We start from the raw sequence: 13630 nt of genomic DNA, 5'->3' as shown, positions 1-13630 counted from the left end.
ATGACCTACCTTTTCTTCTCCCATCACAACCAACCTCTGCATGAAATACCTTTCCGCCTGCCTGCTTCTGCTGGCGTTGCTGCTGGCTTCTCCGGCGCTGCACGCCCAAACCAGCAGCCCCGCTGCCCGCTATGAATACTGTGAGCTGCACCTGAAAAGCGGTGACGTGTTCGTGGATTTCGGATTTGGGCCCGAGAAGCTGGGCGGCGGCTCGCTCTCCAAGCTGGAAGCCGGCAAGCTGCAGGTGTTTGCCACCCACATCAGCGCCCTCAACTACATGGGCTCTTTGGGCTGGGACGTGGTGCAGGTGTACGGCGACGTGGCCCAGGGCAACCTGCGCAACAAGGAGCAGTTTTTCATGCTGCGCCGCCTTCGCTCCTCGCAGGGCGTGAACGTGAGCAAGCCCTAGCCGTACTCCCCGCCCTGATCCTGAAAGCAGCAAGCCCCCATTCCGTTCAGCGGGATGGGGGCTTGCTGCTTTAATAGCTCCAGGCAATCATCTTGACAGAGGAGGGCGCTACCAGTCGGCGCGGCGCAGGCCCTGCTGCGTGAACAGGCGCTGGCGGCCCCGCATCACCTTATACACGTCGCCGAGGGACAGTTTGACGCGGCCGTAGAACACCGGGCCGTTCAGCTCGCGCTGCGTAAAGCGGTTGATGAACACGGGCTGGCGCCAGCCCACGCCCGTACCGAGGGCCAGCCAGCGGTACACCCGCATCTGGGCCATGAGCGAGGGCTCAACCAGCCAGATGACTTTTTTGGGAGAGCGAAGCAGGTTGCCGTCGGGCAGGGCGTAGCGGGCGTAGGTTTTCCCGACCCCGATCTGCAGCTGCGTGGCCAGCTCCCAGCGCGGGTTGCCCAGCACTACGTACTCGCCGTAGCCGGCCACGTAGCGCAGCCGCAGCTCCGAAACGGTAGCAGCCGGCAGCTCCGACGGCACGGGCTGGCGCGAGGGAATGCCGTTGCTGAGCAGGTACACGCCCAGCCCCGTACGCAGCCGGCCCCGCCATTCTATGCCCAGCTTCAGGCCCGGCACGGTCACGAGCTGATGGTTGATAATGGAGTTGCGAATGTCCAGCTGAAACACCGGGCGGCGGTGCGGCTGGCGCACGGGCACGGTCACGCTGTCGTCGGCGGTGGTTTGGAATGGGGGTTGCTGGGCGGGCCGCGCCAGGCCGGGCAGGTTCAGCCCCAGCCCCAGAGCCAGCAGCGCCGGCCGCCACCCGTATCGAAACAGCAGTACCACGGCGCAAGGTACGCGCAGATGCCGGGTAAGTTGTTCAGCCCGCAGCCCGCCGGGCCGTATGCCTCACCGGCCGCTGCCGCCGGCTGGCCGCTGCGCCGCTACGGTTCACCGTTTTTAGGAGGGCGCGGCGTGCAGGCAATGCGTAGTTTCGGAACATCAATCAGCGCCTGTTTCATGCCTCTCACCCCCGACTTCCTGTTTACCCTGGCCAACCCGCTGGCTCTGTTGGGCTGGGCGCTGCTGCTACTGGCGCCGCGCTGGAGCGTCACGCGCCGCGTGGTGCTGAGCGGGGCGCTGCCGCTGGTGCTGGCCGCCACCTACGCTCTGCTGATTGGCAGCCACTACCTGGGGCCGCACGCCTCGGAAGGCGGTTTCAGCTCGCTGCAGGACGTGGCGGCGCTGTTCCGCAACCCGTGGGCGCTGCTGGCCGGCTGGGTGCACTACCTGTGCTTTGATATGGGCATCGGTATCTGGGAAAGCCTGGATGCGCGGCGGCGCGGGGTGCCGCACCTGCTGCTGGTGCCGTGTTTGCTGCTCACGTTTCTGCTGGGGCCGGTGGGGCTGTTGCTCTACGCGCTGGTGCGGCGCTTCTACCGCCCCACCGATTCCTCGTCTTCGGTTCAGTAACTCACCTTACACCCGCTGCTGCCATGACTACTTTTCCGCTTCTGAAAACGAATCCGGGGCACGCGGCCGCGCCTGCTGCGGCCGGCTCCTGGCTGGGGCAGGCCGCGCAATGGCTGCGGCAGCTGCACCGCCTGAATCCCGCGCTGTCGGCTACGGGCTGGCTGAACGTGGCGCTGCTGCTGCTGGCGCTGGCGCTGCTGCCGTTTGATGCCCGCCAGGTAACGGGCCTGCCCGTCTGGATCAAGCCCATCAAGTTCAGCTTGTCGGTTATTGCCTTCGTCTGGACGCTGGGCTGGCTGCTGGGGGCGCTGCCGGCGCAGGTGCAGCGCGCAGTGCGCTGGCTGAGCGGCGGCGTGGCCCTGAGCATGGTGGCTGAGCAGGCGTGCGTGTTCGTGCAGGCAGCCCGCGGCACCACCTCGCACTTCAACATTGCCAGCGCCTTCGATGCCGGTGTGTTTCAGCTGATGGGCCTGATGATTATGCTGAACACGGCCCTGACGGCGTGGGCGGTGTATCTGGTGTGGCGGCACCGGCCACAGGGCCCGGCCGGCTACGTGTGGGGCGTGCGCCTGGGGCTGCTGCTGTTTCTGGCGGGCAGCCTGCTGGGCGGCATGATGATTCACCTCAACCAGCACACGGTAGGCTCCCCCGACGGCGGTGCCGGTCTGCCCGGCCTGGGCTGGAGCACCCGCGCCGGCGACCTGCGCATTGCCCATTTTCTGGGGTTGCACAGCCTGCAGGTGGTGCCGCTGCTGGGCTGGTGGCTGAGCCGCCGGCTGCCGCGCCGCGCCGTGCTGCTCACGTGGCTGGGCGCCGCCGCCTACGCCGGTTTGGTAGCGCTGCTGTTTCAGCAGGCTCTGCGCGGCGTGCCGCTGCTGGCCGGCCACTAGTCTTTATCTTCCCTCTCCACCTCTCTCTCCTACACCATGTTTCGTCTGTACTCTGCTTTTCGCCTCCTGCTGCTGGGCTTCGGCCTGCTGCTGACGGCGGTTTCTGCTTCCGCCCAGCTTCGGCCCGGCAAGCTCACCAACGGCCCCACTACCCTGCTCACTTCCGATTCGGTGCAGCTGTTTGTGCAGGTAGCGGGCCAGGGCACGCCGTGCGTGTATGTGCACGGCGGACCGGGCGCGGGCAGCTACTCGTTTGAAAAGCTGGGCGGCAACCGCCTCGAAGACAAGCTGCGCATGGTATACTTCGACCAGCGCGGCAGCGGCCGCTCGGCCAGCTCTAAAAGCCGCAACTACTCCATGACGCGCATGGTGCAGGATCTGGAAGAGCTGCGGCAGCACCTCGGGCTGGAAAAATGGGTGGTGCTGGCGCATTCGTTCGGGGGCACTATTGCCACGGCCTACGCCACGCAGCACCCCGAACGGGTGCAGGCGCTGGTGCTGGTGAATGCCGTGCTGAACCCGCCCGCTTCGCTGGAAAGCATGCTGCAATACGGTAACTCGCTGCTGCCCGCCGCCGCGCAGCCCAGCCCCACGTTGCCCACCATGCAGCGCGTAGGCATGATGATGGGCGCCCTGCAACAACAGAAACTCTCCTGGCAGCTGCAGTTTTCCCACGACTCCCTGGCCGCCCGCGCCAGCCGCGTTAGCCGGGCGGTAGCAGCCAATCAGGACTTTGCCACGCAGGTGTTCAGCGGCCGGCTTCCTGACTATGGCCAGGATTACGTGCCCGCCACCGCCAGGCTCACCATGCCCGTGCTGAACATCGTGGGCCAGGACGACCGCACCACGGGCGCCACGCCTACTACGTTCCGGTTTCAGAAGCTGCAGACCGTGACGCTGCCTGGCAAGCACAACCCGTTTCTGGAGCAGCCGGCGGCGTTCCGGCAGGCGGTGGTTAGCTTCGTGCAGAAACTTCCGCGCTAACTGCCCGCTGCATGCCCCTGCCCGCCGAACGCCCCATCACCTTCATCAACGACCGGTGGTTTCTGCTGATCGGCATTCCGGTGCTGGCGTTGCTGGCGCTGCTGCCCCGGGGCTTGCTGCAGGTGCGCTCCACCACGGAGGCGCTGGTGGGCTGGGCGCTGTCGATGGTGATTACGGCTACGTTCTGGCTGGCGGGCCGGGCGCTGTGGCGGGCGCTGCTGCGGCGCTTTCCGCACGTAGAGCAAACCACGCGGCGGCTGTGGTGGCTGGCGTTGCTGAATATCCTCATCACGGCCCTCGTCACGCTCGGCATCGGGGTGCTGTCGGCCTGGTCGCAGGGGGGCACTTTTCCCGTGTCTATCGGCCGCTTCCTGCCTGAGTTCGGGCTGAACATGGTGCCCACGGTGATTATTCAGCTCATCTACGAAAGCCAGCACCTGTTTCAGCAATGGGTCCGGGACATGCGCCGCGCCGACCAGCTGCAAATCGCCGGCACCCGCAGCCAGCTCGAAGCCCTGCAAAGCCAGCTCGACCCGCACTTTCTGTTCAACTCGCTCAACACGCTGTCGGCCCTCATCGAGCCCGAAAACGAGCCGGCCCAGCAGTATGTGGAGCAGCTGGCCGACGTGTACCGCTACGTGCTGCTGGCCCGCACTGCGGCCACGGTGCCGCTGAGCGAGGAACTGGAGTTCGTGGATACCTACCTGGCCCTGCACAAAGTACGCTTCCGCGACAACCTGCGCGTGACGACCACCGTTTCGCCGGCTGCGCTGGCAGCCCGCGTGGCCCCGCTCAGCGTGCAGCTGCTCGTGGAAAATGCCCTCAAGCACAACGTTGCGTCGCGGGAGTTTCCGCTGGAGCTGCGCCTCTCTGCCGACCCGAAAACCGGCTATTTCACCGTAGAAAACACCCTGCGCCCGCGCACGGCAGGTTTGGCGCCCGGTACCGGCACCGGCCTGCGCAACGTGCGCCACCGCTACGAGCTGCTCCGGGCACCACAGCCGGTGGAAGTGCGCACAGAAAACGGCTGGTTCCGGGTGCGGCTGCCGCTACTTCCGGCGTGGTAAGTCAGGGATATGCGAACATCTTAATCAGAATGCCATCAATCCCCCGTCATTCCGAGCTTACCGAGGAATCTCGCGTGCTGAGGTTGCGATGGTAATTATCATACCAGCGAGATTCCACGACCAGCTCAGCAGGACGTTCTAAAGAAACGCTTGCCCAGCTACCGATGGACTTTCAGGGGCTACTTTAGACATAGTATCTTCCCATCCTACTATTCTCCGTGTTCATGACCGTATTGCTGCTCGAAGACGAGTACCCGGCCGCCGAGCGGCTGCAGCGCCTGCTGCGCCAGGCCGCCCCCGATGCCCAGGTGCTGGCCGTGCTCGACAGCGTAGCCGGGGCGCTGGCCTGGCTGGACTCCAACTCCGCCCCCAACCTGATTATGAGCGACATTCAGCTGGCCGACGGCCTCAGTCTGGAAGTGTTTGAGCAGACTGTAGTGCGTAGCCCGGTCATTTTCACGACTGCCTACGACGCCTACGCCATCCGGGCGTTCAAGGCCAATAGTATAGACTACCTGCTGAAACCCGTGAAGCTGACCGAGCTGCAGGCGGCCCTCACCAAGCTGCACGAATGGCGCGCGCCAGCTCCCGCCAGCGCCGCGCTGCCATCAGCCCCGGACACTACCGCGCACCGTCTGGAGCGTCTGCTCGATGCGCTACCCCGCGCCGAGCAGCATTACAAAGCCCGGTTTCTGGTGCGCAGCGGCGAGCAGCTGCTACCGGTGCAGGCTGCGCAGGTGGCCTGGTTTCAGAGCCGCCACGAAACCACCACCCTCGCCACCACCGACGGCCGGCGCTTCGTGGTGGACTACACGCTGGAACAGTTGGAAACCCTGCTCGACCCGCGCCAGTTTTTCCGTCTCAACCGCCAGTTTATTGCGCAGCTGCCCGCCGTGCAGCGCCTGCACCCGCACTTCAACGGCAAGCTGCTGCTGGACCTACAGCCCGCTCCCAGCGAGGAAGTGCTGGTGAGCCGCGAGAAGGCCGGCGCCGTGAAAAGCTGGCTGGAAGGATAAGGTAACGAGGATTGCCCGCTTCAGCTCCCGGATAGCAGCCACATCAGTCCGCCGCCTGCCGCCCCACCAACTGCACTGCCCACCAGCAGCTCGGCCAGCGTGTGCCGGCGCAGCACAAGCCGCGAAGCAGCAATCAGGGCGGCCAGCACTAGCGCGGTGATGCCCCAGGTGGGCTCCAGGTGCAGCAGTACGCAGGCCAGGAAAAACGATATAGCCGCGTGCAACGACACTTTCAGCCAGAAATTAAGCAGGTAGCACATCAGCAGCAGCCCCCAGGCCGCCGCCAGGCCGTACCGGAACCCGCCATCGGCGTGCGGCTGCCAGAACAGCACGAGCGTGGCCAGCCCCAGCACCACCAGCAGCACCGGATAAAAGGAGTTGCGCTGCTTCCGCTCCGACACGTCGAAGTTGGTGTAGGCGCCGCGCCGCGTCTGGCGCAGGTTCCACAGGCCGATGGCCGCCACTACCAGCAGCACGCTGCCCATAGCCCACCCGGAAACCGCGCCCTGCCCCGGCCGCCCGGCCACGAAGGCCACCAGCGCCGGCACCAGCACCAGCGGGTGGCCCAGCCCGGATACTACCGCCGCCACCCGGCGCACCAGCAACGAGTCGAGCATAGGGTTAGCGGTCCAGCCAGGCCTTGAAAGTGGCTACCTTTTCGCGGCTGACCAGCACAGTGTCGTTGTCGGGGGCGGCGGGCTTGAGGATGGTTTGGAGGCGGGAGTTGGTGTAGTGGATGATGTCGTGGATGGCTTCGGCGTGGGCCAGGTAGGCGCGGTTGAGGCGGAAGAACTCGGTGGGGTCAAGCAGCTGCTCCAGTTGTTCCAGCGTGTAGTCCACCACGAAGCGCCGGCCCTCGCGGGTGTGCAGCAGCGTCACTTTTTCGAGGCTGGCGAAGTAGGCAATCTGCTCCACGGGAATGGCCTTCAGATGCTCGCCCACCCGCACCACAAACCGCGACTTGTACTCCTTGGCCGGCTGGGCCTGCTGCAGCACCCGCGCCAGCAAGGCCGCATCAAACTGGGGCGCGGCGGCTTCGCGCTGGCGCTGCAGCTTGGTTAGCGCGGCCGTCAGCTCCTCGGGCGCAATGGGCTTGAGCAGGTAGTCTACGCTGTTTACTTTGAAGGCGCGCAGGGCGTACTTGTCGTAGGCGGTGGTGAAGATGACGGGGCTGCGGATTTCCAGCCGCTCAAACAGCTCGAAGCTCAGCCCGTCGGCCAGATGAATATCCAGAAACAGCACGTCGGGCGCGGGCTGCACGGTCCGCAGCAGCGCCTCCGCCTCCGCCACCGATTCGGCCGTGCCCACTACCTGCACCGGCTGCGGCTGCTTCTGCAGCAGCCCAGCCAGGCGGCTGGCAGCCAGCGGTTCGTCTTCTACAATGAGGGCGCGAAGCGGTGCGGTAAGCGGAAGGGCCATGAGGAAAGGTAGAGGCTGGTTGGGGCAGGTAGAGCGTGTGAAGCTCATTAAAAATAAGCAGGCCGTCATGCTGAGCTTGCCGAAGCATCTCGCGTGCTTAGCTAATCAATCAGCATTGCACCGAAGCGGTAGAGATGCTTCGGCTCCGCTCAGCATGACGTTCTTTTTCCTGCACTTATTCGAGTTTCAGCAGCGGCAGCGTCACGATGAATTCGGTTTCGGTTTTGGTTACGGCAACCGGCTCTTTGGTGAGGAAGGCGTAGCGGGCGCGCAGGTTTTCCAGGCCCAGGCCCGTCGATTCGCCCTCGGCGAGTCGGCGCGGGCGCAGGGCGTTGCGCACCGTGAGCTGCCGGGCGGCCGGGTCCAGCTCAATGGCAATGCGCAGCGGGTCGCGCTGGCTGGTGGCGTTGTGCTTGAGGGCGTTTTCGAGCAGCAGCTGCACGGCCAGCGGCGGCACCCACAGCGTTTCCAGCGCGGCGGCGGGCGGCAGCTGCATCTCCACGTGCAGCCCTTCGCCCAGGCGGGTCCGCTGCAGAAACACGTACGATTCCACGAAGCGCATTTCCTCGGCCACCGATACCACTTCCTGCGCCTGGCTGTCGAGCACGTAGCGGTAAACCTGGCTGAGCTGCCGGATGAAGCGCGTGGCACGGGCGGGGTCGTGTTCCTCCACCAGTGAAGTCAGCGCGTTCAGCGAGTTGAACAGGAAATGCGGGTCGAGCTGGCGGCGCAGCGAGTCGGCCTGGGCCTGGGCGTTTTCCTTCTGCAGCCGCTCGGCCTGAATGGCGGCATCGCGCCAGCCCAGCAAAAACGAGCGGCTGTGCATGAACAAGGAGATGACCACCGTAATCAGCAGCGGCATGACGAAGGGCCGCCAGGTGAGTGAGCTAAGCGGCCGGTGGTGGTAGAACACCAGGAAACTCCCCGTCACGAGCAGAATGACGAGCAGCGACATCACCAACGACAGCCCCAGCGTGATGAGAAAGCGCCGGATGGGCTGGGCCGTCCAGTCCACGCGGCGGTTGAGCCACTCGCTGGGAAAGCCATTGGCCAGCCACAGCCCTGTTGTGTAGAAAAAGTTGTAGCCGAACGTCACCAGAAAATCTTCGCTCCAGAACGCGCAGCCGCCGCAAAACAGCACCGACAGCCCCAGCGACAACGCTACCATCAAGCTCAGCATCAGGACCCACCGGCGGTGCGGGTAGTACTGCCCGAGGCTGGCCCTTTTTTCGGCCGGGGCGGCGGGCTTTGCGGCAGGCGCGGGCTTGGTCAGCAACAGGGAATCAGCCATACAGTAGGAACGGCGCGAAAGGGCCGGAACAGGTGCGAAAAGATAGCAGATCAGCTGCAGATGTGACGGCCGTTCGGGCAGTCACCCTGAGTTATCGTTTTTTTCTGTCATCCTGAGCGGAGCGAAGGACCTTACCACGTTGAACGATAGAGGGAACAGCGACTCGTTTCTGGCGTGATAAGGTCCTTCGCTCCGCTCAGGATGACAGGTGTGATAAGGGTTGGGGCTACTTCGCGGAGGCGGTTTCGTAGGCTTTCAGGCGGCCCAGCACCTGCCGCTCGCCCCAGTTGGGCGCGGCGGCCGAGGCGGGCGTGAAGGCGGCGAAACGCTTTTTGGCTTCCTCGAACAGCGGCCGGGCCACGTCGGCGCCCCCCCCGAACATGGCGGGCGTGTAGTACACGTTATTGGCCTGCACCAGATAGATGCGCGGGTTGGCAGCGTTCAGCTTTTTGGCCTGCGCCAGGGTTTCATTCACCATGCCCGAGTACTTCATGGAGCGCAGCATCGGCGACACGCCCAGGCGGGCCTGGTAGATGTAGGCCTGCAGCACCAGCAGCTCCGATTCGTCGCCGCCCAGCTGGCGGGCCTGTGCTAGGGCGGCCTCGGCCTGGTCGAGGTACTTGTCCTTGATTTCGCCGTCTTCCTTGCTCACAAAGCAGGTGATGACGCGGGCATAGGCCTGGTAGTAGCGGGGCAGCCAGTCTTTGCCGTTCACGGCGGCGGCGCGCTCCAGCCTGGCATCGGCCTGCTTGAGCTGGGCCGGGTCGCCGGTGCTCATCAGCTCCTGCACGGTGGCCGCCAGCATGGTGGTGTAAGAATCGGAAGCCGCAGAAGCAGCCGCGGCAGGTTTGGGGGCCTGGGCCTGGGCCTGCGTGGTGAAGCTGGCGGCGAGCAGAGCGAGGACGAAAAGCGACTTTTTCATGATGGAGAAGTGGTTAGTGGCGTTGGAATGAATCAAAGGTGCACGGCGCCGGGCGGCCCGGAAACTTGCCGTTACTGAAGCGTCGGATAAGCCGGATGAAGCGTAGCTGCCGCCGCCTTATTCGGGCCGCTCGTTCACGTCGCCGGGGCTTTTCTTGTTGATGGAGAGGAACACGCCCACGAACAGCATGCGCGGCGCGGTGGGCGTAATGGCCACGCGGTTGAGCTGTCCGGTGGCGTCGGGCGAAGCGGCGTAGCGGTAACCGTAGATGTTCTGGCGGCCCAGCACGTTGGAGGCCGACACGTGCACGATGGTGAACTGCCCGAACAAACGCGTGAGGTAGCTGGCGTTCAGGCTCAGGTCCTGGTAGGTGGGCAGCACGCCCTGGTTGTAGCCGTCGTGCTGGTTGGGGTTGTGGTAGCGGCGGGGGCTGCCGTAGGAATAAGTGGCGCCGAACAGCGTGTTCAGCTTCGGCACCCAGTACTTGCCCACCACCGACACGTTGTGGCGCGCCGCAAACGTGGGCACCGCCGAAACGGGGTCCTGGCGGTACTGGCGGCGGGTGTCCAGCAGGCCGTAGCTGAGCCAGTATTCCAGGTTCTTCACCGTTTTCCGGTCGCGCCACAGCACGTCGAGGCCGCGGGCGTAGCCGGTGCCGCCGTTGTCGTAGCCGGCGGGGTTGCGGGGGTCGTGGCCGTCGAAGCGGGTGAGGTGGTCGTAGGTTTTGTGGTAGGCTTCGGCCTGCAGCAGGCGGCCATTGTGGGTGTGCTGGTAGGTGAGCACGGCGTGGCTGGCCTCCTCGAAGCGCAGAGCGGGCTGCACCAGCAGCAGGCGGTTGTCGGGGGTCTGGTAGAAGCGGCCGTAGGCGGCCGATACGGAGCTGTTTTCGGTGGTCTGGTAGGCCAGGGCCAGGCGGGGCGCGGCGTTGGCGCGGCCCAGCAGCGCCGAGTATTCAGCCCGCGCCCCGGCCCGGCCGGCCAGCCGGTCGTTCAGCTGGAAATCCACCTCCACGAAGCCCGCGGTGCGTTTTTCCAGGAAACTGGAGGTGTACTGAAGCCCGTCGGCCAGGTGGGGCTGGTAGGTTTGCGTTACGCGCTGGCCCACGGCTTCGGCGCCCAGCTTCAGGTTCCAGCGGGTGCCCACGGAGTCGTTGGTGAGCAGCACCCGGCCGACTACGGCCTCTTCCAGGGTGCGTAGGCGCAGCGTGTCGGGCTGCAGGTTGTTCAGGTCGCGGCTCAGGGCCACGCCGGTTTGCAGGCTCCAGCCGCCGCGCAGCGGGCTCCGAAAGCTGGTGTTGAGGTAGCCGTTGGCGGTGCGCAACGCCACCGTTTGGCGGCCGGCGGGCTCGGGGCTGGGCTGCCCGATGGTGAGCTGCTGCTGGCTCCAGGTGCCGTACACTTTCAGCATACCGGCCGGCCCGGTGCGGTGGCTGAGCTTGAGCGAGCCGCTGCCGCCGCGCGGGGCCCGTTCCCAGCTCACGTTCTGGGGCAGCAGGCCGGTGTAGGGCGTCAGGTTGGTGTAGTCGCCGGATACATCAAGCGACGTCCGTTCCCAGCGTTTGGTGCGCGAGGCCCCCACAAACACCGACGACACCGAAAGCCCCGTCTGCGTTTCGGGCGCCAGGTCCGTCGAGTTCAGCTGCACCACCCCCGACAGCGCCTGCCCATACAAGGCCGAGTAGCCGCCCGTGCTGAACACCGTGCCCCGAAACAGGGTGGGCGCAAACCGGCCCCGGGCCGGCACGGCGGGCACCGACCCGGCGTAGAAATTCTGCACCGGCAGGCCATCCAGGTACACTTTGGTTTCGGTGGCGGCCCCGCCGCGCACGAACAGCATGCCCTCCTCCCCTACTTTGGTGGTGCCGGGCAGCGTGTTCAGCGCCCCCGCCACATCGGCCAGTGCACCGGCCGTGGTCTGGATGTCGCGGGTGTTGAGGGCGGCGCTACGCTTCTCGTCGCTGGCCTCAAACGCGCCAGCCGTTACCACCACCGAGCCCAGCGCGTGCGGCGTGCCTTTCATCTTCAGCGCCAGCTGTAGGGGCTGCCCGGCCAGCGCCACCGGCAGCTCCTGGGGCTGGTAGCCCAGCAAGCTCAGCACGAGCACGGCCGCGCCGGTTTGCGGCGTAGCGAAGTGGAACGCGCCCAGCGTATCGGTGCTGGTGCCCTCGAAGGTGCCGCGCAGAAACACGTTCACGCCCGGCAGCGCCTGCCCCTGGGCGTCGCGGACGGTGCCGCTGAGGGTGGTAGTAGTAGGTTGGGCCCGCAGACCCAGCACGGGGGCCAGCAGCAACAGCAGCGCGAGTAGCAGACGGTTCATGGCGGTAGCAGCGAAGTGATGCCCAAAAGTGGGCGGCTGCCGGGGCCGTAGAAACTTGCTGTTACCGAAGCGTCAGATCAGGCGGATGAAGTGTAGATGGGCGGGTTGGTGGGTGCTCCTGGTCCGCTGAGTTGGGTGAGAACGAGCCTACTCATGGATGAAATAACTATCCGTTTCCTGCCCGTCATCCATCATCCTTACTTCAACATCCAGCAGGGCCTGAATTGCTTTTTCGCGCTTTCCCGGTTCAAGAGCTTCTGCTGCTATTTCGGTGAGCGGCCTGCATAATTTATCAACATCCAGCAGCTGATGCTGGATTATATACTGAATAAGCCTAACCACCTCCTGCGAAGGAACTTCTGCCTCTGTCATATACCACACGAAATCCTGCTGTTCCTCTTTATCCTCCCTATCATACAGCACTGTACCGAATATTCTATCAGAGCAACTCTCTCCCCACACAATATTTACAGCGCCTAACGCGCCCAGGTAGACTTTCAAAAATTCTTTTCGCTTCTCCATGCGCTCAATATATCCTACTGCGCCCTCGCTCGGCTGCGCCGAGTGAGTTCTACGCCTGATGGGCTATATCCCGAATCCGCCTGCGCCGCTTGCCCTGTGCCCGCAGACGCGCGCAGCATAGCTGCTGGAGCGTAGGCCTCACTCGGCGCAGCCGAGCGAGTGCGAAGCCCCTAAATCCCAGGCCGCCCCAGCTGCCGCTGCTGGCCGCCGCCCACGCCGTGGCCGTAGTAGCCGGGCGCCGGCCAGTAGCGCGGCTCCCAGCAGAAGCCAGCAGTTCATACAGCCAGGAAAGAGGGAGCCGGAAGCCGGGCAACAGCCCGATTTAGTGCGGGAGCTTTTCGCGCAGGGCGCTGTAGGTCCAGGTGCCGGCCAGGGCGGCCAGCAGCATTACGGCTGCGCCGGCCACGCCGCTGCCCAGCTGGGCGAACATCGGGCCCGGGCAGGCCCCTGTGATGGCCCAGCCCAGCCCGAACAGGATACCGCCAATCCAGGTGCCGTGGGTGTACTGCTTGTCGGCAATCTTAATCTCCTCGCCGTTGATGGTTTTCAGGCGGTTGCGCTTGATAAGCTGAATGGAAATCAGACCCACCAGAATGGCCGAGCCGATAACGCCGTACATGTGGAAGCTTTGGAAGCGGAACATCTCCTGGATGCGCCACCAGCTCACCACTTCGCTTTTCGTGAGGATGAGGCCGAACAGTACGCCCAGCACCAGGTATTTCAGGTTTTTCATGGGGCCAACAGGTTAGAACAGCAGCGGATAGAACACCCAGGTCATCAGCAGGCCGCCCACGAAGAAGCCGATGACGGCCACCAGCGACACCCACTGCAGATTGGACAGGCCCGAAATGGCGTGGCCCGAAGTGCAGCCCCCGGCGTAGCGCGTGCCGAAGCCGACCAGAAAGCCGCCCAGCACCAGGAACACCCAGCCTTTCCAGTTCGTGAGGTTTTCGAGGGCAAACAGCTCCTTGGGCAGCAGCCCCGAAAAGTCAGTCAGGCCCATCTGCGCTTTCAGGTCGCGCACGGTTTCCGTGGAAATGGCAATGGTATCAGGGTGGCCCAGCACCCGGTAGCCGATAAAGCCGCCCAGGCCGATGCCCAGCACAAACCACAGGTTCCAGACCTCCTTGCGCCAGTTGTACTGCAGAAACGGGATGCCCGCGGGCAGGCAGGCGGCACATATGTGGCGCAGCGAGGAACTGATGCCCAGGGCCTTGTTGCCCGCCAGCAGCAGGGCGGGCACCGTAAGCCCAATCAGCGGGCCGGCCACGTACCAGGGCCAGGGCTGACGAAGTAATTCCAGCATAGAAAGCGGATCAGAAGAAAAGTG

General features: G+C 64.8%; 15 protein-coding genes. 6 read left to right on the top strand and 9 right to left on the bottom strand.

The genetic code is table 11. From position 1 onward, the window contains the following. Positions 1 to 40: 40 nt before the first annotated feature. On the top strand, positions 41 to 409 hold the full coding sequence (locus BUE15_RS10740) for a hypothetical protein (RefSeq protein ID WP_073284417.1): 369 nt from the start codon (positions 41 to 43) through the stop codon (positions 407 to 409). A gap of 108 nt (positions 410 to 517) precedes the next feature. Here BUE15_RS10740 and BUE15_RS10735 read toward each other — a convergent pair whose 3' ends face one another. After that, entirely contained in the window at positions 518 to 1246 is a 729-nt protein-coding gene (locus tag BUE15_RS10735; RefSeq protein WP_073284414.1) for a hypothetical protein, read from the bottom strand. A 174-nt stretch (positions 1247 to 1420) separates the two neighbouring features. Here BUE15_RS10735 and BUE15_RS10730 point away from each other — a divergent pair, with 174 nt between their 5' ends. The 5 genes from BUE15_RS10730 to BUE15_RS10710 all read left to right on the top strand — a co-directional run bounded on the left by BUE15_RS10730 (position 1421) and on the right by BUE15_RS10710 (position 5830). After that, positions 1421 to 1873 carry an ABA4-like family protein gene (locus tag BUE15_RS10730; protein WP_073284410.1) on the top strand — a complete coding sequence of 151 codons (453 nt, stop codon included), beginning with the start codon at positions 1421 to 1423 and terminating at the stop codon, positions 1871 to 1873. A gap of 23 nt (positions 1874 to 1896) precedes the next feature. Continuing rightward, on the top strand, positions 1897 to 2763 hold the full coding sequence (locus BUE15_RS10725; protein WP_084548977.1) for a hypothetical protein: 867 nt from the start codon (positions 1897 to 1899) through the stop codon (positions 2761 to 2763). A 36-nt stretch (positions 2764 to 2799) separates the two neighbouring features. Further along, positions 2800 to 3747, top strand: a complete 948-nt coding sequence (locus tag BUE15_RS10720; protein WP_073284407.1) for an alpha/beta fold hydrolase — start codon at positions 2800 to 2802, stop codon at positions 3745 to 3747. 11 nt (positions 3748 to 3758) lie between these two features. Beyond that, entirely contained in the window at positions 3759 to 4814 is a 1056-nt protein-coding gene (locus tag BUE15_RS10715) for a sensor histidine kinase (protein ID WP_073284405.1), read from the top strand. A 224-nt stretch (positions 4815 to 5038) separates the two neighbouring features. Continuing rightward, entirely contained in the window at positions 5039 to 5830 is a 792-nt protein-coding gene (locus BUE15_RS10710; RefSeq protein WP_073284402.1) for a LytR/AlgR family response regulator transcription factor, read from the top strand. 20 nt (positions 5831 to 5850) lie between these two features. Here BUE15_RS10710 and BUE15_RS10705 read toward each other — a convergent pair whose 3' ends face one another. From BUE15_RS10705 to BUE15_RS10670, 8 genes are all read right to left on the bottom strand, one after another. Next, positions 5851 to 6447: a phosphatase PAP2 family protein gene (locus BUE15_RS10705; protein ID WP_073284399.1), complete on the bottom strand. Its 597-nt coding sequence runs from the start codon at positions 6445 to 6447 to the stop codon at positions 5851 to 5853. A gap of 4 nt (positions 6448 to 6451) precedes the next feature. Next, positions 6452 to 7249 (bottom strand): LytR/AlgR family response regulator transcription factor, encoded by a 798-nt coding sequence (locus tag BUE15_RS10700; RefSeq protein ID WP_073284396.1) that lies wholly within the window; start codon positions 7247 to 7249, stop codon positions 6452 to 6454. A gap of 175 nt (positions 7250 to 7424) precedes the next feature. Continuing rightward, positions 7425 to 8540: a sensor histidine kinase gene (locus tag BUE15_RS10695; protein ID WP_073284393.1), complete on the bottom strand. Its 1116-nt coding sequence runs from the start codon at positions 8538 to 8540 to the stop codon at positions 7425 to 7427. A 226-nt stretch (positions 8541 to 8766) separates the two neighbouring features. Next, positions 8767 to 9462: a hypothetical protein gene (locus BUE15_RS10690; RefSeq protein ID WP_139252221.1), complete on the bottom strand. Its 696-nt coding sequence runs from the start codon at positions 9460 to 9462 to the stop codon at positions 8767 to 8769. A 117-nt stretch (positions 9463 to 9579) separates the two neighbouring features. Then, a complete protein-coding gene (locus BUE15_RS10685; RefSeq protein ID WP_073284390.1) occupies positions 9580 to 11778 on the bottom strand; it encodes a TonB-dependent receptor in 2199 nt (732 codons plus the stop codon). 147 nt (positions 11779 to 11925) lie between these two features. Continuing rightward, positions 11926 to 12300: a hypothetical protein gene (locus BUE15_RS10680; protein WP_073284388.1), complete on the bottom strand. Its 375-nt coding sequence runs from the start codon at positions 12298 to 12300 to the stop codon at positions 11926 to 11928. Positions 12301 to 12622: 322 nt separating this feature from the next. Further along, complete coding sequence (locus BUE15_RS10675) at positions 12623 to 13033, bottom strand: DUF6691 family protein (RefSeq protein ID WP_073284385.1); 411 nt, start codon at positions 13031 to 13033, stop codon at positions 12623 to 12625. A gap of 12 nt (positions 13034 to 13045) precedes the next feature. Continuing rightward, positions 13046 to 13606 carry a YeeE/YedE family protein gene (locus tag BUE15_RS10670; RefSeq protein WP_073284382.1) on the bottom strand — a complete coding sequence of 187 codons (561 nt, stop codon included), beginning with the start codon at positions 13604 to 13606 and terminating at the stop codon, positions 13046 to 13048. Between the last annotated feature and the right edge of the window lie 24 nt (positions 13607 to 13630).

It is taken from the genome of Hymenobacter psychrotolerans DSM 18569, from assembly GCF_900142395.1.
Classification (GTDB): domain Bacteria; phylum Bacteroidota; class Bacteroidia; order Cytophagales; family Hymenobacteraceae; genus Hymenobacter; species Hymenobacter psychrotolerans.
Note: the sequence above shows the minus strand (reverse complement) of the source record. Positions and strands in the feature narration are given on the sequence as shown.